Source organism: Paraburkholderia antibiotica (assembly GCF_012927125.1).
In the GTDB taxonomy this organism is placed as follows: Bacteria; Pseudomonadota; Gammaproteobacteria; order Burkholderiales; family Burkholderiaceae; genus Paraburkholderia; species Paraburkholderia antibiotica.
In genome coordinates this window covers 13237-30282 of sequence record NZ_JABBFZ010000012.1, presented here as the reverse complement: position 1 = coordinate 30282, position 17046 = coordinate 13237, and the positions used below count along the sequence as shown (strand labels likewise).

The following is a 17046-nucleotide window of genomic DNA, read 5'->3' as shown; positions in this document are numbered from 1 at the left end:
TCCGCGCAGTCGATGCCCGTGCGTTTGCAAACGGCCCGCACCGAGCCCCGGGCCGCCCAATGAGTCAATCGCGTTTCTCCGACCCGCGCGAAGCCAAACCGCGCCGCGATCCGGTGATCACGCGCCGACGGGCGTTGCTCGTCATTCCCGCGCTCGGCATCCTGGTCCTGATCTTGCTGTGGACGGTGATCTTCGCGCGGCTATCGGTAGAAAAGGAAGCGACGTACCGCGAGGCGATGGCTTCGTCCGCCATTCTTTCCGCCGCGCTCGAACAGCACACGATCAAGGCGATTCACCAGGTCGATCAGATCACGCGTTTCGTCAAATACGAGTTCGAGAAGACCCCGAACCGTTTCGATCTCGCGAGTACCGTCGAAAAAGGCGTCGTGCAAAGCGAGACGCTGGTGCAGGTATCGCTGATCGACGAACACGGCCAACTGATCGCCAACACCGCCGAACTCAATCCGAAGCACATCGACCTGTCCGACCGCGAGCACTTCAAGGTCCACGAGCACGAAAACGACGACCAGCTGTACATCAGCAAGCCGGTGCTCGGCCGCGTGTCCGGTCACTGGACGCTGCAGATGACGCGGCGCCTCAATCATCCGGACGGCTCCTTCGCGGGCGTCGTCGTGGTGTCCGAAGACCCGAGCTATTTCACCTCCGACTTCTACAACAACGCCGCGATCGGCCGCGAAGGCGTGATCGCGGTGATCTCCGACAACGGCACCGTGCTCGCGCGGCGTACCGGCAACACGGACAAGGCGAACAGCACATTCACCGCGAGCGGCACCTATCCGACCTCGGAGCATGTGTCAGGCACCTACGTCGATTCGATCGACAACGTCACGCGCATCGTCTCGTACCGGCACATCGACGGCTATCCGCTCGGCGTGCTCGTCGGTCTTTCGCAGGCCGAAGAATTCGCCGACTACAACCACACGCGCAACGTCTATCTGCTGATGGCGGGCTTCATCTCGCTCGCGATGCTGAGCTTCTTCGGCGTCGCGACCGGGCTGATCGGCAAGCTGCTCGGCCGCGAACGCGAGATGACGCATCTCGTCGAATACGATCTGCTGACCGGCCTGCGCAATCGCTATGCGACGTTGCAGGCGTTGCGCCACGACGTCGGGCAACCGGCCAACCTCGGCCGCCTCGCGATCCTCTTCATCGACCTCGACAACTTCAAGACCGTCAATGACACGCTCGGTCACAACGCCGGCGACATCGTGCTGCAAATGACCGCGTCGCGGCTCGCGGCGGCGGTCGGCGACGGCGGCACGCTCTCGCGCATCGGCGGCGACGAGTTCGTCGTCGTGATCAAGGGCGACGACGTCGAGAAGCGCGCGGTCACGCTCGCCGAAGCCGCTGGCGAAGCGTTCTCGAAGCCGTTCGAAGTGCGCGGCAGCTCGTTCGTGCTGCATGCGAGCATCGGCATCGCGCTGTATTCGGTCGCGAACGAAAGCGAAATCGATCTGCTAAAGAAGGCCGATCTCGCGATGTACAGCGCGAAGGACGCCGGCAAGAACTGCTACCAGTTCTATTCGCCGCACCTGTCGCATCGCGCGGACCATCTGATGAAGTGGGAGCAGCAGTTGCGCGTCGCGCTCGCCGAAGGGCAGCTGTTCCTCGCCTATCAGCCGAAGATCGATCTGACGCTACGCTGCATCACCGGCTTCGAGGCGCTGGTGCGCTGGAACCATCCGCAGCATGGGTTGATTCCGGCCAACGAATTCATTCCGGTCGCCGAATCGACCGGGCTCATCGTGCCGATCGGCGACTTCGTGATCGAGACCGCCTGTCGCCAGCTCGCGCAGTGGCAGCAACAGGGCTACGACACGCTGTCGCTCGCGGTGAATATTTCGGCGGTGCAGTTCTGGCGCGGCGATCTGTTCGAAACGATCTCACACGCGATCGAGGAAACCGGTATTTCCGCGCGCCGTCTCGAACTCGAAATCACCGAGACGACGATGATGGAATATCCCGAACTCGTCTCCGAAAAAATCTTCGCGCTCAAGCGCCTCGGCGTGCGCATTGCGCTCGACGACTTCGGCACCGGCTATTCGTCGCTGTCGTATCTGAACCGCTTCTCCGTCGATACGCTGAAGGTGGACCGCTCGTTCGTCCAGGCGATTCCGGGCGACCGCAGCGTCTGCGTGATGGTCACCGCGATCGTCAATCTGGCGCGTTCGCTCGGGCTGACGGTGGTGGTCGAAGGCACGGAAACCGAGGAACAGATCGCGTGGCTGGCCGCGCTCGGTCATATCGAGGCACAGGGCTTCCTGTTCTCGCGGCCGGTACCGGTCGAAGCGATCCCGGCGCTGCTCGAGCGCTTCGGGGTCTGCGGCGTGAATCACGCCAACGTCGAAGCACGCCGTGCCGCGCACGAAACCGACAACACCAGTAGCGTGTCGAGCACCAACAATTAAGGACCAGCGCCCGCACGCCGGGCCATCGTGTCGCCATGCAGACCATCACGAGTGAGGAGGCGGCCAGACATGGGCAACGGGAACCGCTATGGACGCTGTTCCGGGTGGTGCTCGGCCTGTCCGCGCTGTCGTGGGGCGGCCTCGCGCTGATGGCGCAACTCGAGCATCACTACGTCGAGCGCGAGGGACGGTTGTCGCGCGTCGCGTTTTCGGATCTGATCGCGTTGGCGTGGATGGTGCCAGGACCGGTGGGCTGCAACGTCGCCGTACAGCTCGGGCATGCGCTGCGCGGACGCGCCGGCGCATGGATCGCGGGCATCGCGAGCGTGCTGCCCTTCTTCATGCTGATGACGCTGTTCGCGATCTTCTACCGCACGCCGCTCGTGCATGCGATCGCGTCGCAAACCCTGCTGCATCACTTCAGCGTCGTGCTCGCGACGCTGATCGCGGTCACCTGGTACAAGCAGACGCGCGCGCTCGTGCGCGGCAAGCTCGAATGGACGGCGACGGTGCTCGGCTGCATTGCGCTCTTCTACGCGCACAGCGCGGCGGCCTACGTGCTGATGCTCGGCGCGGCGTTCGGCGCCGGCTGGGTCGTGAGCCCGGCGCGCGACACGCGGCTCAACGTATCGCTCGCGCGCGGCGACTATCGGCTGCTGGCCGCGCTCGGCGTGCTGCTCCTGCTGTTCGCGCTGCCGTTGCCGCATCGTTATGAACTCGCGCTGCTGTGGCCGCGCCTCGCCGGCGCGGGCATGACGCTGTTCGGCGGCGGCTTCTCGGCGTTGCCGGTACTGAAGACGCTGTTCGTCACGCCCGCGGTCGGCGTGTCGGACAACGACTTTACGCTCGCGTTTTCGCTATCGCCGCTGTCGCCCGGACCGCTGCTGAACGTGGTGCCGTTCTTCGGTTATCTGATCGATGGCTGGGTGGGCGCGTTGATTGCGACGCTCGCGCTATTCGTGCCGTCGGGCTGTCTGGTGGTGCTCGCGCAGCGGCATCTGCACCAGTTGAAAGCGAACCCGCGTTTCGAGCATGGGATGAGGATTCTGCGCGCGGTCACGACCGCGTTTCTCGCGGTGGCCGTGCTGCGCATTGCCGCGCATGTGCCGTGGCAGCCGGTCTATCTGCTGACCGCGCTATTTTCCGCGATATGTTTCGCGAAGCTGAAGGTGCCGGTGTACGTCGTGTATGGAACGGTAGCGGCGGTGTGCGGGTTGTGGCTCGCGTATGGCGCGAGCGCATAACCAGGCATGACGAAGCGTGACGTATTGAGTTGAGTTGCGAGCCTCGTAAGACCCGCAACGCGCCCGCTGAATGACGCCGAAAATCAGAACCCGCGCGACAGCACCGCGACGCCGATCGTCACGACGCCAAGCACCAGATTGATCAGCACCAGGCGACGCACCGTACCAACTGCCTGCGCGCCGTCGGGCCACTTCTGGGCCTGCACCGCGCGACGGATGCGCGGAAAGACCGCGAAGCGGATATGCCCGAAGATCAGCATCATCACGATGCCGAGGCCGGCCATCGCATGCAGCGGCCAGCTCGCGTGACCGCCGCCGAATTGCATCAGCAGAAAGCCGCCGCTAATCAGGATCACCAGCACCGAAACGCCGACCCAGTTGAAGAAGCGGCCGAATACCGACTCCCACAACGGCAGGCGCAACTGCGGCGACAGATCGCCGAGCGCCGGGCGCAGACAGAAATGCGCGAACACCATGCCGCCCACCCACACCGCCACCCCGAGCAGATGCAGAAAAAGCGCGACCTCGATAGCCTTGCCCATATAGTTTTCCTCTCCCGACGCCGCACCGTTCAGCACACTTTGCCAGCGGCTACTGAGCGCGTTCGACCATGCGCTGTGCATGCAGTTCCGGATATCCGGCGGTATCGCGCCGTATTTTTGTCGTTCTGATCGCGGCCCGACTACCTCGCCGCGACGCCCGTCGCTCCCCGCTGTTGCCTCTTGTTACCTCTTGTTGCCCTACCCCTTCTTCGCGACAGACTTTTTTGCGACAACCGGCGAGCGCCCCGCATGCTAGCAGGCGCACGCCGTTTTACAGCGTCAAATTTTGTCAAAAATGACGCGAATCAGGCCGGCAGGATCGGACGCATGCCGTCGAGCTTCATCTTGCTCTCAGGCGCGCGTCCCTTGCGGGCACGCTTGCCGACATGCGCAGCAAGATCGGCACCGGCGAGCTTCTCTTCGTCGACGCGGCCGCCACGGCGCGTGCCGATCAGCATCACGCCGGCCTTGCTGATCGCGAGCGCCTGCGCGAGCGTCTCCTTGTCGTCGAGCGCCATCAGCGTGACGCCACGCCCGCCGCCCGACAGCGTCTTCATCTCGTCGAGGCCAAACACCAGCAGACGCCCGCCCGACGACAGACACGCGACCTGCGCCGCATCCGGCAACATCGGCATCGGCGCGAGCGGCGCGGCGCCTGCGTCGATCGTCATGAACGACTTGCCGGCCTTCACGCGGCTCACCATGTCGCCGACCTTCGCGATAAAGCCGAAACCGTTGCTCGATGCGAGCAGCAGCGCCTGATCCGCCGACGCCGCGTAGTAGTGCATCAGATGGCTGCCCGATTCGAGTTCGATCAGCGACGTGACCGGCACACCGTCGCCGCGCCCGCCCGGCAGTTGCGCGACTGAGACCGAATAAACGCGACCATTGCTGCCCCACGCGATCAGCGTGTCCGGCGTGCGGCATTGGAACGCCGCGTACAGGCCGTCGCCGGCCTTGAAGGTGAAGCCGGCCGCGTCGAGCCCGTGGCCCTTCAGCGCGCGCACCCAGCCTTTCTGCGACACCACCACCGTGACCGGTTCGTCGACCACGCGCGCTTCGAAGGTCGCGCGCTTTTCCTGCTGGATCAGCGTGCGGCGCTCGTCGCCGTACTGCTTCGCGTCGGCATCGATTTCCTTGATCAGCAGGCGCTTCATCGCCGATTCGCTGCCGAGCAGTTCTTCGAGCTTCGCCTTCTCGTCGCGCAGTTCGGCCAGCTCCTTCTCGATCTTGATCTTCTCGAGCCGCGCCAACTGACGCAGACGGATTTCCAGAATATCTTCGGCCTGGCGCTCGGACAGACCGAAGGCGGCCATCAGCGCGACCTTCGGCTCGTCCGATTCGCGAATGATGCGGATGACTTCGTCGATATTCAGGAAGACGATCATCCGGCCTTCGAGAATATGGATCCGGTCGTCGACCTTCGACAGACGATGCCGCGTGCGGCGCGTGACCGTCGTGAAGCGGAACGCGATCCACTCGTGCAGGATTTCGCCGAGGCCCTTCTGACGCGGCCGGCCGTCGCCGCCGACCATCACCATGTTCAGCGGCGCGTTCGATTCGAGGCTCGTATGCGCGAGCAGCGTGTTGACGAACTCGGTCTGATCGATGCGGCTCGACTTCGGCTCGAACACGAGACGCACCGGCGCGTCCTTGCCCGATTCGTCGCGCACCGCGTCGACGAGCGCGAGCAGCGTCTGTTTGGTCTGCAACTGCTCGGGCGTCAGCGCCTTCTTGCCGAGCTTGATCTTCGGATTGGTCTGTTCCTCGATTTCCTCGAGCACCTTCTGCGCGGCCGTGTTTGGCGGCAGTTCGGTGATCACGAGCTGCCACTGGCCGCGCGCGAGTTCCTCGATCTTCCAGCGCGCGCGCACCTTCAGGCTGCCGCGGCCGGTTTCGTACGCGGCGGCGATTTCCGCTTCGCTCGAAATGATCTGGCCGCCGCCCGGGAAATCCGGACCCGGCACCAGCTGCATCAATTCCGCGTGCGTGAGCTTCGGATTGCGGATCAGCGCGACCGCCGCACCCGCGACTTCGCGCAGGTTGTGCGACGGAATTTCCGTCGCGAGACCGACCGCGATACCCGACGCGCCATTCAGCAGCACGAACGGCAGACGCGCGGGCAGCACCTTCGGCTCCTCGAACGAGCCGTCGTAGTTCGGCATGAAATCGACGGTGCCCTGATCGATCTCGTCGAGCAGCAGCTTCGCGATCGGCGTCAGACGCGCTTCGGTGTAGCGCATCGCCGCCGCGCCGTCGCCGTCGCGCGAGCCGAAGTTGCCCTGACCGTCGATCAGCGGATAGCGCATCGAAAAGTCCTGCGCGAGACGCACGAGTGCGTCGTACGCGGACTGGTCGCCGTGCGGGTGGTACTTACCGAGCACGTCGCCGACCACGCGCGCCGACTTGACCGGCTTCGCGTTGTCGCCGAGGCCCATCTCGTTCATCGCGAACAGGATGCGGCGCTGCACCGGCTTCTGGCCGTCGCAGACGTCCGGCAGCGCGCGGCCCTTGACCACGCTGACCGCGTACTCGAGGTACGCGCGCTCCGCGTAGTTGCCGAGCGTCAGCACGTCGCCGTCCGGCGGCGGCTCGTTGAAAAGGTCGAGAGAGTTATCGTCGTCCATCTAGATTCCGTATCCGTGTTTGGCTTGAAGTGTCGTCTGCGGGCATGGCGCGCGTGTTGCGCGCTCAGATATCCGCTTCCACTTCGTTGCCCTTTTCTTCGAGCCAGCTGCGGCGCGACGCCGCTTCGCCCTTGCCCATCAGCATCGTCATGCGCGCGACGGTGGCGTCGTAGTCCAGCTCGCCGAGTGCAACCGGTTGCAAACGGCGCGTGTCGGGATTCATCGTCGTGTCCCACAGCTGTTCCGCGCTCATTTCGCCGAGGCCCTTGAAGCGGCTGATCGACCACTGGCTGTCGCGCACACCGTCCTTGCGCAGCTTGTCGAGAATCGCTTCGAGTTCGCCCTCGTCGAGCGCATACAGCTTCTGCGCGGGCTTCTTGCCACGCGCCGGCGCGTCGACGCGAAACAGCGGCGGGCGCGCGACGCACACATGACCGCGCTCGATCAGCTGCGGGAAATGCTTGAAGAACAGCGTGAGCAGCAGCACCTGGATGTGCGAGCCGTCGACGTCCGCGTCCGACAGAATGCAGATCTTGCCGTAGCGCAGATTCGACAGATCGACGGTGTCGTCCGGGCTATGCGGATCGACGCCGATCGCCACCGAGATGTCGTGCACTTCGTTGTTGGCAAACAGGCGATCGCGCTCGGTTTCCCACGTATTCAACACCTTGCCGCGCAGCGGCAGGATTGCCTGGTACTCCTTGTCGCGGCCCATCTTCGCGGAGCCGCCCGCCGAGTCGCCCTCGACGAGGAAGAGCTCATTGCGCGCGATTTCCGTCGATTCGCAATCGGTCAGCTTGCCCGGCAGCACGGCCACGCCCGAACTCTTGCGCTTTTCGACCTTCTGGCCCGCGCGCGTACGCGCCTGCGCCTGCTTGATCACGAGGTCCGCGAGTTTCTTGCCGTGCTCGACGTGCTGGTTCAGCCACAATTCGAGCGCCGGCCGCGCGAACGACGACACCAGCTTCACCGCATCGCGGCTATTCAGACGCTCCTTGATCTGCCCTTGAAACTGCGGATCGAGCACCTTCGCCGACAGCACGAACGACACGCGCGCGAACACGTCTTCGGCGAGCAGCTTCACGCCCTTCGGCTGCAGATTGTGCAACTCGACGAAGCTCTTGACCGCCTGGAACAGGCCGTCGCGCAAACCCGACTCGTGCGTGCCGCCCGCGGGCGTCGGAATCAGGTTCACGTACGACTCGCGTGTGAGCGGCCCTTCCTCGCTCCACGCGACCACCCATGCGGCGCCCTCGCCCTCGGCGAAGGTCTCTTCGCTCGCGCGCGAGCTTTCCGCGTAGCGCTCGCCCTCGAACAGCGGGATCAGCAGATCGCTGCCGTTCATGCCTTCGAGCAGATAGCCGCGCAGACCGTCTTCGTATTTCCAGCTTTGCTGCTCGCCGGTTTTCTCGTTGACGAGCGTAACTTCGACGCCCGGCAGCAGCACCGCCTTCGAGCGCAGCAGACGCTGCAATTCGCCGAGCGGCAGGTTTGGCGAGTCGAAGTATTTCGGATCGGCCCACGCGGTCACGCGCGTGCCGGATTTCTTGTCGCCCTTCGCAGCCGCTCGTACTTCGAGCGGTTTCGCGACGTCGCCGTGCGCGAAACTCAGTTCGGCGATCTTGCCGTCGCGCCACACGGTGACGTCGAGGCGCGTGGACAGCGCGTTGGTGACCGATACGCCGACACCGTGCAGACCGCCCGAGAACGTGTAGGCGCCGCCGGCGGCTTTATCGAACTTGCCGCCCGCGTGCAGGCGCGTGAAAACGATTTCGACGACCGGCACGCCTTCTTCCGGATGCAGGCCGAACGGAATGCCGCGACCGTCGTCCTCGACCGAGACCGAATGGTCCGCGTGCAACGTGACGGTGATTTGCCGGCCGTAGCCGCCAAGGGCTTCGTCCGACGCGTTATCGATGACTTCCTGGATGATGTGCAGGGGATTTTCGGTGCGGGTGTACATGCCGGGCCGTTGCTTGACCGGCTCCAGACCCTTCAACACCTTGATCGACGCTTCGCTATAGGCGGCGTTTGGCTTTTTCGTAGACATGATTGACTCGGTGCGTCGGTTCGTCGTTGTCCACAGGTCCTGTGGACAGGTCCGTGGACAAAGCGTTGAGTTTTCAAAAAAAGCGAAACGAAACAACAGAGTTAGGTGAGATGCCCGCAGTGCGGGCAAGCTGTTTTGTCGCACGGCTTCCCGGCGGCGAACTCGCGAGCGGGACGCGGCCGCAGAGCCCGCTGGGGAAGCCTGTTCGCGGGGTATTGTACTGATTTCGATCACGGCGGCAATTGACCCCTGCGGGAATTGGCCGTCTGGACAAGGCGCGGCGGGCATTTGAAGACCGCGGCGCGAGGCCGGCTTACGCGCGCGATGCGCCGTCGCATCGCCTGCGTAGGCGAAACCGCACGAGCGTGCGCAGGCGCGATGTTCGTGGCATGGCACGCGTTGATAGACGCAGGAAACAATTGAGGCAAGGCGGCGTTTTCTGTTTCTTTTTGTGCCGCCCAGGCTGTTTGGGCGGCGTAGCCCGTCTGGGCTGCCTACGCCGCTTGAACCGCCCGGACTGACTGGGTTGCGTAGGCCGTTCAGATCACTGCCCGCTTGAGTCGCTTGAGCCGCTCGACTCGAACTTGCTCCGAGCAAGCATGCATTGCGACGCATGGACAAACCGCGCCGCAATGCCCGACGCCCATTACTTGACGCGATTTTCCAGCTCGTCCCACCGCTCCAGCGCGAGCATCAACTCCTCGTCGATCTCGGCATAGCGCTCGGTCAGACGCGCGCCCTCGCGGGCATCCTTCGCGAACACCGAGCCGTCTTCGAGCAGCGCGCCGATCGACTTCTGCTCGGTTTCGAGGTCGGCGATCTTCTTCGGCAGCGCCTCCAGTTCGCGCTGCTCCTTGAACGACAGCTTGATCGTGCGCTGCGCGTTGCGGCCGGTCGCGCTGTCTTTCGGCGCGGCTTCTTTCGGCGCATCCTTGCCGGCGTCCTTCTGCGCGTCGAGCGCGAGTTGTTCCGAGCGATCGCGCTGAATCTGCCAGTCCGTGAAGCCGCCGACGTATTCGCGCCACTTGCCGCCGCCCTCCGACGCGATTACCGACGTCGCCACGTTGTCGAGAAACGCGCGGTCGTGGCTGACGAGCAGCACCGTGCCGTCATACTCGATCAGCAACTCTTCGAGCAGTTCGAGCGTCGGGATGTCGAGGTCGTTGGTCGGTTCGTCGAGCACCAGCACGTTGGCCGGCCGCGCGAACAGACGCGCGAGCAGCAGGCGGTTGCGCTCGCCGCCCGATAGCGACTTGACCGGCGAACGCGCGCGCTCCGGCGCGAACAGGAAGTCGCCGAGATAGCTCATCACGTGCTTCTTCTGGCCGTTGACTTCGACCCATTCGCTGCCGGGGCTGATCGTGTCGGCGAGGCTCTTCTCCAGATCGAGCGCCGCGCGCATCTGGTCGAAATACGCGACCTGCAGATTGGTGCCGACGCGCACATTGCCTTCGTCCGGCGCGAGTTCGCCGAGAATCAGTTTGAGCAGCGTGGTCTTGCCCGCGCCGTTCGGCCCGATGAAGCCGATCTTGTCGCCGCGCATCACCGTCGCGGTGAAACGGTCGACCACCGTGCGCTCGCCATAGCGCTTCGTCACGTCGGTCAGTTCTGCGACGATCTTGCCGGACTTCTCGCCCTGGCCGACGTCGAGCTTCACGTTGCCCTGCACGTTGCGACGCTCGGCGCGCTCGTTACGCATCTCGACGAGCCGCGCGATCCGGCCGACGCTGCGCGTACGGCGCGCCTCCACGCCCTTGCGGATCCACACTTCTTCCTGCGCGAGCAGTTTGTCGAACTTCTCGTTCTCGATGCGCTCGACTTCCAGTTGCTGCGCCTTGCGCGTCTGGTACGCGGAGAAATTGCCCGGATACGAGAGCAGCCGCCCGCGATCGAGTTCGACGATGCGCGTCGCGACGCGGTCGAGAAACGCGCGATCGTGCGTGATGAACAGCAGCCCCGCGCGCAGCGACACCAGCAGATCTTCGAGCCAGCGGATGCCGTCGAAGTCGAGGTGGTTGGTCGGCTCGTCGAGCAGCAGCACGTCCGGCTGCACGACGAGCGCGCGCGCGAGCGCGGCGCGCTTCTGCATCCCGCCCGACAGCGAACCGACGCGCGCCTCGCCGTTCAGGCCGATCTGCTGCAGCGTGGTCGCGACGCGCGTGCTCCAGTTCCATGCATCCGTCGCATCCAGCGACGATTGCAGCGTGTTCATACGCGCGAGCAGCGCGTCGTGCTCGGCGCCCTCGGGCGTGTCGGCGAGCTGATGCGCGACCGCGTCGTATTCGTCGAGCAGCGCGCGCGCCTGGGTCAGACCGGCGGCGACCGCGTCGAACACGGTGTCGTCGGGATTGAACTCGGGCTCCTGCGGCACGTAGACCGTGGTCAGACTCTGCTGACGCGTGACGAGGCCGTCGTCCGGCCTGGCCAGATCGGCGACGATTTTCAGCAGCGACGACTTGCCCGCGCCGTTGCGCCCGATCAGGCCGACGCGCTCGCCCGCTTCGAGCGAGAAATCCGCGTGGTCGAGCAACGCGACGTGACCGAACGCCAGCTGCGCTCCGGTAATGGTGTAAAGCGACATGGGAATGGGAGAAGACGGCGATGAGTCGGAACTGCCCATTGTACCGGGCGCGCGGGGGAGGCTCGGTGCTTTGGCGGGATGAGGGGGGTGTTGCTGGCGGGGCTCGTGGGGCCGGCGACGCGCTTGCGCCCGCCCCGCTTGTGCGAACAGTGGCTACGTCACTTCACGTGCACGGTGATCGTCTTGCTCAGTTCCGGCCCATACGAACGATGCGCGCCGTCGCCGAATTGCAGCGTCAGCGTGTGGTCGCCCGGCGGCAGCGTCAGGTCGGTTTCGGTCTGGCCTTTGCCGAAGTGGAGCGACTTGTCGTTCGCGGGGATGACCTCGCCCTTCGGCAGCGGCTTGCCGTCGATCAGCAGATGATGATGGCCGGTGCCCTCGGTCATCGTGCCGGCCGGGGCGATCTTCATGCCGTCGAGACCGAACACGACGTGCACCGGATTGCTGACGGTAGCACCGTCCGCCGGCTGCACGAAAGACACGCTCGCGGCCTGCGCCGCGCCCGACATGGCGATCAGACCTGCCGCCGCGATGCCAGCCAACCATTTGTTTTTCAACATCGTTTTCTCCTTTGGGAACACAAGCTTGCTAAGCGAGCCCGCCAACACGCCCGGCTGAGACCGATCGTCGCAAAGCCTGCGACGCGCGCGACGGGCTTGTCTAATAAACGAGGTGCGAATCAAAGCATACACGCTGTGTGTGACGAGCCTCGTCCGGGACTGCGTTGGGCGTGAGCGCCTGACGGGGCGCTGGAACGGCGTCGCCTCGGCGATTCAAAGTGCATTTGACAAATTCCGGTAATATTGCAGGTCGCCGCACTGCCCCAAAAAGGGGCAGACCGAGCCGGCCATTGCATTGAAGAGAGAGTGTGTGTCGTGAGTGATGTAATCGAAGTGACTGAATACAAGAGCTGGGTCTGCCTGATTTGCGGCTGGATCTACAACGAGGAAGAAGGCCTGCCCGAAGAAGGCATTGCGCCGGGCACGCGCTTCGCGGCCATTCCGGACGACTGGCGCTGCCCGCTGTGCGACGTGGGTAAAGCGGAGTTCGCGGTGGTGGAGTTTTGAGCGGCGATTGTCGTCGTTAGATCGTTAGACGGTGGGGTAGTCTGATTTGCGCGGCCTGGCAGGCGATGTCTGTCGGGCCGTTTGTTTTTTGTGGGGTTTCGATGGGTGGGGCGGGTGATCGGTGGCGTGGGCTTGCAGGCCCGTTCTCCAGCTTCCTTGGCCCTCCTTTTGCTCAAGCGGGTTTGATATACTCTGCGCTCGCTGGTGAATCTGGGCTTTTATCCTGGCCCCCGCGGATTTGTCCGGTTCGGTCCTCTCCCTGTAGTTCAATGGATAGAACAAGTGCCTCCTAAGCGCTAGATACAGGTTCGATTCCTGTCAGGGGGACCAGATAGCTTCCCGGCTACTCTCAAGATTGCCCAGAAAAAGCCCCGTGTGCGTTGTGCTGCGGGGCTTTTTGTTGTCCGCGTCCGGTCGCAGCAAACTGTCGCCCTATGGGAAAAGAAGGGCAAGATTCCAAAGACCGCAGACAGGATGTTTCGGGCCATTTATCTGGAAGCCGTCGACGGTAATGTAAGGCTCAAGGAATTGATCGAGCGCGTGGCAAACCTCGATCGGAAAGTCGACGAAAAGCTGGCCTTCCAAGATACGAAAGATGAGAGGCATCCCAAGGCAGCGTGATCGGATAATCGCTGCATCCTGTTTCGGAAGGCGATGATAGACGCGCAGCGATCTCTTTCAGCGCGTCACAGTGGCTGCATGCCGTGAACAATCCGACGCTGTTCGGCCGTACGGGAATCGCATTCGTAGGTTCACCGGAGATTTAGGCGCGCACGTGGCGACATAAGAATCGAAATTCCCCTCTCCCTCAACTCCCCCGATAAACCTCCCCCTGCCCACCCGGCGCCAGCCCATACTCCTGCTCGACCACCGTCGCCGCCACATCGGCATCGCCAACCGCATCCTCCACCACAGCCGGCCGCGCCGCCATCGTCGCCCTACCCAATCTCCAATTTGCGCCATTCCCCATCGCGAGTGCCTGCGTCGACGTTCGCACGCTCTCCGCCAGCGCGGCCGAATTCTTTTCGTTACCCATCGATCCGCCGAAAAGAAAGTTGATCACCGTATGCGCATTCGCCGCGACATATCCGACGATCGACCCAACCAGCCCCGAAATTGCCGCGACCGCCGACACATCCTTGATCGTAATTCCCCATTGCAGCAGCCGCCACGATCCGACCAGCACCGCCGCCATGATCACCGCGAACGTGATGAGCACGAGCGCCGCGATCCACCACAGCGCGTCGAGCGACACCGCCCTCTGCCGCGCATCCTGCTGGTCGCTCGCCTCGGCCCGCAATAGTGCCGTCTGCGCATCCATCGTGAGCTTGAGCATCGCCTGCTGATGCGTGAGCTCGAACTGCTTTGCCTGCGCCAATGCCTGCGCATTGCCGTTCAGGGTTGCGAGAATATCGTCGGGCTGCGCCGACGGCGCATCGATCGTCGACGCCAGCGCCGCGCCCAAAGCCATGCCGCCAGCCACGGGCAACGCTGCTCCGAGCAGCGGCAACCCCAGCTTTGCCAGCTCCGCGCCGAGTGTCTTCTGATCCATGTCAGCTTCCCCCCTTCAGCATGTTCGAGGCGATACGGCCGGACCAGCCGCGACCGAAAGTCGGCCACGCCCTGAGCCCGGTCAGATACTTCAGCCGGTATGCGAGGAAACGCAGACAGAATTCGACGGGATCGGTTGCCCTGATTGCATCGATGGTACGCGGGCTGATTTTGCCGTCGACGGGCACGCCGCTCGCCTGCTGCGCCCAACGCACGGTCGGACCGCCGTTGTAGTTCGCATCGAACATCTGGAAAGCGATCCGCGCATCGAACTGGTCGAGACAAAGAGGGTCCCAATACTCGCGTTTTGCGATGGCCTTGGCCGTTTGCAGAGGCAACGCCTTCATCGCGCCGGCATAGCCGTTGGCGCGGGCGACGCGCGCCGTGATGCCCCACATCGTTTCGCCGCCAGGGTCGCGCGGATTGTTCGAATATCCGCCCTCATTGCCGATCAGCGCGGTAAATGCATCGTCGAAGCTGCTCATGTCGCGAACGCCCTTTCACGTGTCGCCGGCTCCGAACGACGGGCGAAACAGATTGGGAATCCCAGGCATCGATCTCATCGATACCGCCGCGCACTCGTCCTAACCGACTAGAACCGAAGAGACATCCGCGAGCGCTTCATTCGCCGAAGCGTTCCGAGAGCACCCGCGCCCTGCCCCTGAATCCGTGTACGAACGAATGCGCTCAATGTGAAGGGGAAGAGAAAAACTAGCGGAGAAATAAAGCGTCCCGCCAAAGCGCCGTGCACGACGAGCGAGAGCGCTCGTGCATCGGCTTACCGGTCGGCGAAGCAGGCCGGATAACCAGCCATGATCGCTTCGCCTTCGCTACAACACTACGTAAGCCATGCCGGCGCTCAGATGCCCAATTCTCACCCCGCCCGCTTCGGAATATTCACCCCCCGCGCCACCGCCGGACGCTCGACGAACGCCGCCAGCACGCGCTGCACGTTCGGGAAGTCCTGAATGCCGACCAGTTCGCCCGCTTCGTAGAAGCCCACCAGATTGCGCACCCACGGGAAGATCGCGATATCGGCGATCGTGTACTGATCGCCCATCACCCACGCGCGTCCCGCGAGCCGCTGTTCGAGCACGCCGAGCAGCCGCTTCGACTCGGCGATGTAGCGATCGCGCGGCCGTTTGTCCTCGTAGTCCTTGCCAGCGAATTTGTGGAAGAAGCCGACCTGGCCGAACATCGGTCCGATGCCGCCCATCTGGAACATCACCCACTGGATCGTTTCGTAGCGGCCGGCGGCGTCGCGCGGAATCAGCTGGCCGCTCTTGTCGGCGAGATAGATCAGGATCGCGCCCGATTCGAACAGCGGCAGCGGTTTGCCGTCCGGTCCGTTCGGGTCGAGGATCGCCGGAATCTTGTTGTTCGGGTTCAGCGACAGAAACTCGGGCGTCATCTGGTCGTCGGTATCGAAGCGCACCAGATGCGGCTCGTACGGCAAGCCGGTTTCCTCGAGCATGATCGAAACCTTGACGCCGTTGGGCGTCGGCAGCGAATAGAGCTGGATGCGGTCCGGATGCTCGGCCGGCCATTTTTTCGTGATCGGGAAAGTGGACAAACGCGCGGACAGTTCGGTCATGGGTTCGGGTCGCCTCGGCGAGAAAGAGTGTGTGTGCAGGACCGCCCAATATAAACCGACTCGGCGCGCCGCGTGCGCGGCCACGCGAAGCGCTTACGAGCGCCGCGCGTTCATCCCTTCTTCCCCCCTGCGCTGCCGACCACGCTCGCAGTCGGGATCACCACAAATCTTTCGTCGTCGTCCCCGCCCGTGCGTTGAAACCTTCGCGCCACAACGTCGCGCCGACCGTCAGCAGCAGCGTCTTCTCGTTGCCGTCGAGCAGTTCCCACGCCGCCGCGAGCCATGTCGCAAAGCCCGCGCAGGTCGCCTCGAGATCGGGCGGCGCCTTGCCTTCCAGGTACTGCCGTTCGAACATCGAAAGTATTTTTTCGGGTGTCATCTGGCGCCATCTCCTGATCGGATGCGCCAAGTCTAAAGGCGTCGCCGCGCGCGCGGAACGGTCATCATCGCAAGCACGGGTTACTCCCAGGCGAATTCGCACTCGCGTCGCGGTCGCGGCCACTGAGGCCTCAACTCCCATGACGGGACAACATGCGCTCTAAACGCCCACGCCGCACGAAAACAGAAAAGGCGCCGCGGCATGCGCGACGCCTATGCCGTTACGACAAACTACGCCGAACGGGCGCGCGAGGGTCTTACGGGTTGTGGCGCTTGGCCTGATCCTTGGCGTCTTCCTTCGCATCGCCATAGGCCTTCTGCACCTTGCCGGCGCCTTGCTGCAAATCGCCCTTCAGTTCCTTCGCGGGGTCGTTCGTGGCCTTGCCGACGGCCTCGTTCACCTTGCCCTTGATCTGCTCACCGACGCCCTTCACCTGATCCTTGTTCATGCTGGACTCCTTTATTTGCGATCAACCGAAATGCCGGCGTGGCATTCCACCGGTATCCGGACACAGCAACGGCTATGCCCGACGACCGACCCCGCGTGGCGCGCTGCGCAGCGGTCGATATAGGCAAGCGATCGCGAAAAATTTTCATCGACAGCCCTAAAGTCTTGCCGCGCGCCGCCGTAAAAACGCTCAGGGAGGGGCCATGGACCACATGCTCGCTACGCTTTCGGGATCATCGCAGGCTGCGTTGATCGATCGGGACATCGCGCATATCGCGCGCGTCATGCACGTGTCGTTGCGTGGCGACTTCGGCGGCCCGATCCTGCCGCCCGCCTATTGGCGCAGGCGTCTGAACGCGCTGCTCGACGCCGGTCACCTCAGTCACGCGCAACTGTGCAAAGTCGACGGTCTGCTGCTGCAACTCGCCCACTTCGAAGCCACACCGCAGCCGGAATGGGAGCGCTTCGCGCCGGCCGTCGCCGCGCCGTTTCAGCCGGCTTGCGCAGTCGAGACGCTGCATTCGGCCTGAAGCCT

General features: G+C 63.8%; 15 protein-coding genes and 1 tRNA gene. 6 read left to right on the top strand and 10 right to left on the bottom strand.

Translation table 11 applies throughout. The features are described 5' to 3' along the window. Positions 1–59 precede the first annotated feature (59 nt). Together HHL14_RS19365 and HHL14_RS19360 are read left to right on the top strand one after the other, a co-directional pair. Positions 60–2429, top strand: a complete 2370-nt coding sequence (locus HHL14_RS19365) for a bifunctional diguanylate cyclase/phosphodiesterase (protein ID WP_169499238.1) — start codon at positions 60–62, stop codon at positions 2427–2429. Between the two features lie 35 nt (positions 2430–2464). Then, positions 2465–3673: a chromate transporter gene (locus HHL14_RS19360; protein ID WP_169499237.1), complete on the top strand. Its 1209-nt coding sequence runs from the start codon at positions 2465–2467 to the stop codon at positions 3671–3673. An 83-nt stretch (positions 3674–3756) separates the two neighbouring features. Here the strand turns inward: HHL14_RS19360 and HHL14_RS19355 are convergent, their stop codons facing one another. The 5 genes from HHL14_RS19355 to HHL14_RS19335 all read right to left on the bottom strand — a co-directional run bounded on the left by HHL14_RS19355 (position 3757) and on the right by HHL14_RS19335 (position 12033). Further along, positions 3757–4215: a CopD family protein gene (locus HHL14_RS19355; RefSeq protein ID WP_169499387.1), complete on the bottom strand. Its 459-nt coding sequence runs from the start codon at positions 4213–4215 to the stop codon at positions 3757–3759. 305 nt (positions 4216–4520) lie between these two features. Further along, entirely contained in the window at positions 4521–6842 is a 2322-nt protein-coding gene (gene parC / locus HHL14_RS19350; RefSeq protein WP_169499236.1) for a DNA topoisomerase IV subunit A, read from the bottom strand. A 64-nt stretch (positions 6843–6906) separates the two neighbouring features. Beyond that, on the bottom strand, positions 6907–8892 hold the full coding sequence (locus HHL14_RS19345) for a DNA topoisomerase IV subunit B (RefSeq protein WP_169499235.1): 1986 nt from the start codon (positions 8890–8892) through the stop codon (positions 6907–6909). Between the two features lie 646 nt (positions 8893–9538). After that, positions 9539–11473 carry an ATP-binding cassette domain-containing protein gene (locus HHL14_RS19340; RefSeq protein ID WP_169499234.1) on the bottom strand — a complete coding sequence of 645 codons (1935 nt, stop codon included), beginning with the start codon at positions 11471–11473 and terminating at the stop codon, positions 9539–9541. A gap of 158 nt (positions 11474–11631) precedes the next feature. Then, positions 11632–12033: a DUF4399 domain-containing protein gene (locus tag HHL14_RS19335; protein ID WP_169499233.1), complete on the bottom strand. Its 402-nt coding sequence runs from the start codon at positions 12031–12033 to the stop codon at positions 11632–11634. Positions 12034–12348: 315 nt separating this feature from the next. Between HHL14_RS19335 and HHL14_RS19330 the strand changes: the two genes are divergently transcribed. From HHL14_RS19330 to HHL14_RS19320, 3 genes are all read left to right on the top strand, one after another. Next, positions 12349–12540, top strand: a complete 192-nt coding sequence (locus HHL14_RS19330) for a rubredoxin (protein WP_169499232.1) — start codon at positions 12349–12351, stop codon at positions 12538–12540. Between the two features lie 255 nt (positions 12541–12795). After that, a tRNA-Arg gene (locus tag HHL14_RS19325) sits at positions 12796–12870 on the top strand. 45 nt (positions 12871–12915) lie between these two features. Beyond that, positions 12916–13161 (top strand): hypothetical protein, encoded by a 246-nt coding sequence (locus HHL14_RS19320; RefSeq protein WP_230413133.1) that lies wholly within the window; start codon positions 12916–12918, stop codon positions 13159–13161. Between the two features lie 187 nt (positions 13162–13348). Here HHL14_RS19320 and HHL14_RS19315 read toward each other — a convergent pair whose 3' ends face one another. From HHL14_RS19315 to HHL14_RS19295, 5 genes are all read right to left on the bottom strand, one after another. Beyond that, positions 13349–14092 (bottom strand): hypothetical protein, encoded by a 744-nt coding sequence (locus tag HHL14_RS19315; RefSeq protein ID WP_169499231.1) that lies wholly within the window; start codon positions 14090–14092, stop codon positions 13349–13351. Between the two features lies 1 nt (position 14093). Then, entirely contained in the window at positions 14094–14576 is a 483-nt protein-coding gene (locus tag HHL14_RS19310) for a glycoside hydrolase family 108 protein (RefSeq protein WP_169499230.1), read from the bottom strand. 389 nt (positions 14577–14965) lie between these two features. Beyond that, positions 14966–15685: a glutathione binding-like protein gene (locus tag HHL14_RS19305; RefSeq protein ID WP_169499229.1), complete on the bottom strand. Its 720-nt coding sequence runs from the start codon at positions 15683–15685 to the stop codon at positions 14966–14968. Positions 15686–15842: 157 nt separating this feature from the next. Further along, positions 15843–16064 (bottom strand): hypothetical protein, encoded by a 222-nt coding sequence (locus tag HHL14_RS19300; RefSeq protein ID WP_169499228.1) that lies wholly within the window; start codon positions 16062–16064, stop codon positions 15843–15845. A gap of 256 nt (positions 16065–16320) precedes the next feature. After that, on the bottom strand, positions 16321–16512 hold the full coding sequence (locus HHL14_RS19295) for a CsbD family protein (RefSeq protein ID WP_169499227.1): 192 nt from the start codon (positions 16510–16512) through the stop codon (positions 16321–16323). Between the two features lie 202 nt (positions 16513–16714). Between HHL14_RS19295 and HHL14_RS19290 the strand changes: the two genes are divergently transcribed. Then, positions 16715–17041, top strand: coding sequence for a hypothetical protein (locus tag HHL14_RS19290; protein ID WP_169499226.1), 327 nt, complete (start codon positions 16715–16717; stop codon positions 17039–17041). Positions 17042–17046: the final 5 nt, after the last annotated feature.

Coding starts and splice junctions, on each gene's coding strand:
- HHL14_RS19345 (WP_169499235.1), bottom strand. CDS start 8,892: ATGTCTACGAAAAAGCCAAACGCCGCCTATAGCGAAGCGTCGATCAAG.
- HHL14_RS19305 (WP_169499229.1), bottom strand. CDS start 15,685: ATGACCGAACTGTCCGCGCGTTTGTCCACTTTCCCGATCACGAAAAAA.
- HHL14_RS19310 (WP_169499230.1), bottom strand. CDS start 14,576: ATGAGCAGCTTCGACGATGCATTTACCGCGCTGATCGGCAATGAGGGC.
- HHL14_RS19300 (WP_169499228.1), bottom strand. CDS start 16,064: ATGACACCCGAAAAAATACTTTCGATGTTCGAACGGCAGTACCTGGAA.
- HHL14_RS19290 (WP_169499226.1), top strand. CDS start 16,715: ATGGACCACATGCTCGCTACGCTTTCGGGATCATCGCAGGCTGCGTTG.
- HHL14_RS19340 (WP_169499234.1), bottom strand. CDS start 11,473: ATGTCGCTTTACACCATTACCGGAGCGCAGCTGGCGTTCGGTCACGTC.
- parC (WP_169499236.1), bottom strand. CDS start 6,842: ATGGACGACGATAACTCTCTCGACCTTTTCAACGAGCCGCCGCCGGAC.
- HHL14_RS19355 (WP_169499387.1), bottom strand. CDS start 4,215: ATGGGCAAGGCTATCGAGGTCGCGCTTTTTCTGCATCTGCTCGGGGTG.
- HHL14_RS19295 (WP_169499227.1), bottom strand. CDS start 16,512: ATGAACAAGGATCAGGTGAAGGGCGTCGGTGAGCAGATCAAGGGCAAG.
- HHL14_RS19365 (WP_169499238.1), top strand. CDS start 60: ATGAGTCAATCGCGTTTCTCCGACCCGCGCGAAGCCAAACCGCGCCGC.
- HHL14_RS19335 (WP_169499233.1), bottom strand. CDS start 12,033: ATGTTGAAAAACAAATGGTTGGCTGGCATCGCGGCGGCAGGTCTGATC.
- HHL14_RS19360 (WP_169499237.1), top strand. CDS start 2,465: ATGCAGACCATCACGAGTGAGGAGGCGGCCAGACATGGGCAACGGGAA.
- HHL14_RS19315 (WP_169499231.1), bottom strand. CDS start 14,092: ATGGATCAGAAGACACTCGGCGCGGAGCTGGCAAAGCTGGGGTTGCCG.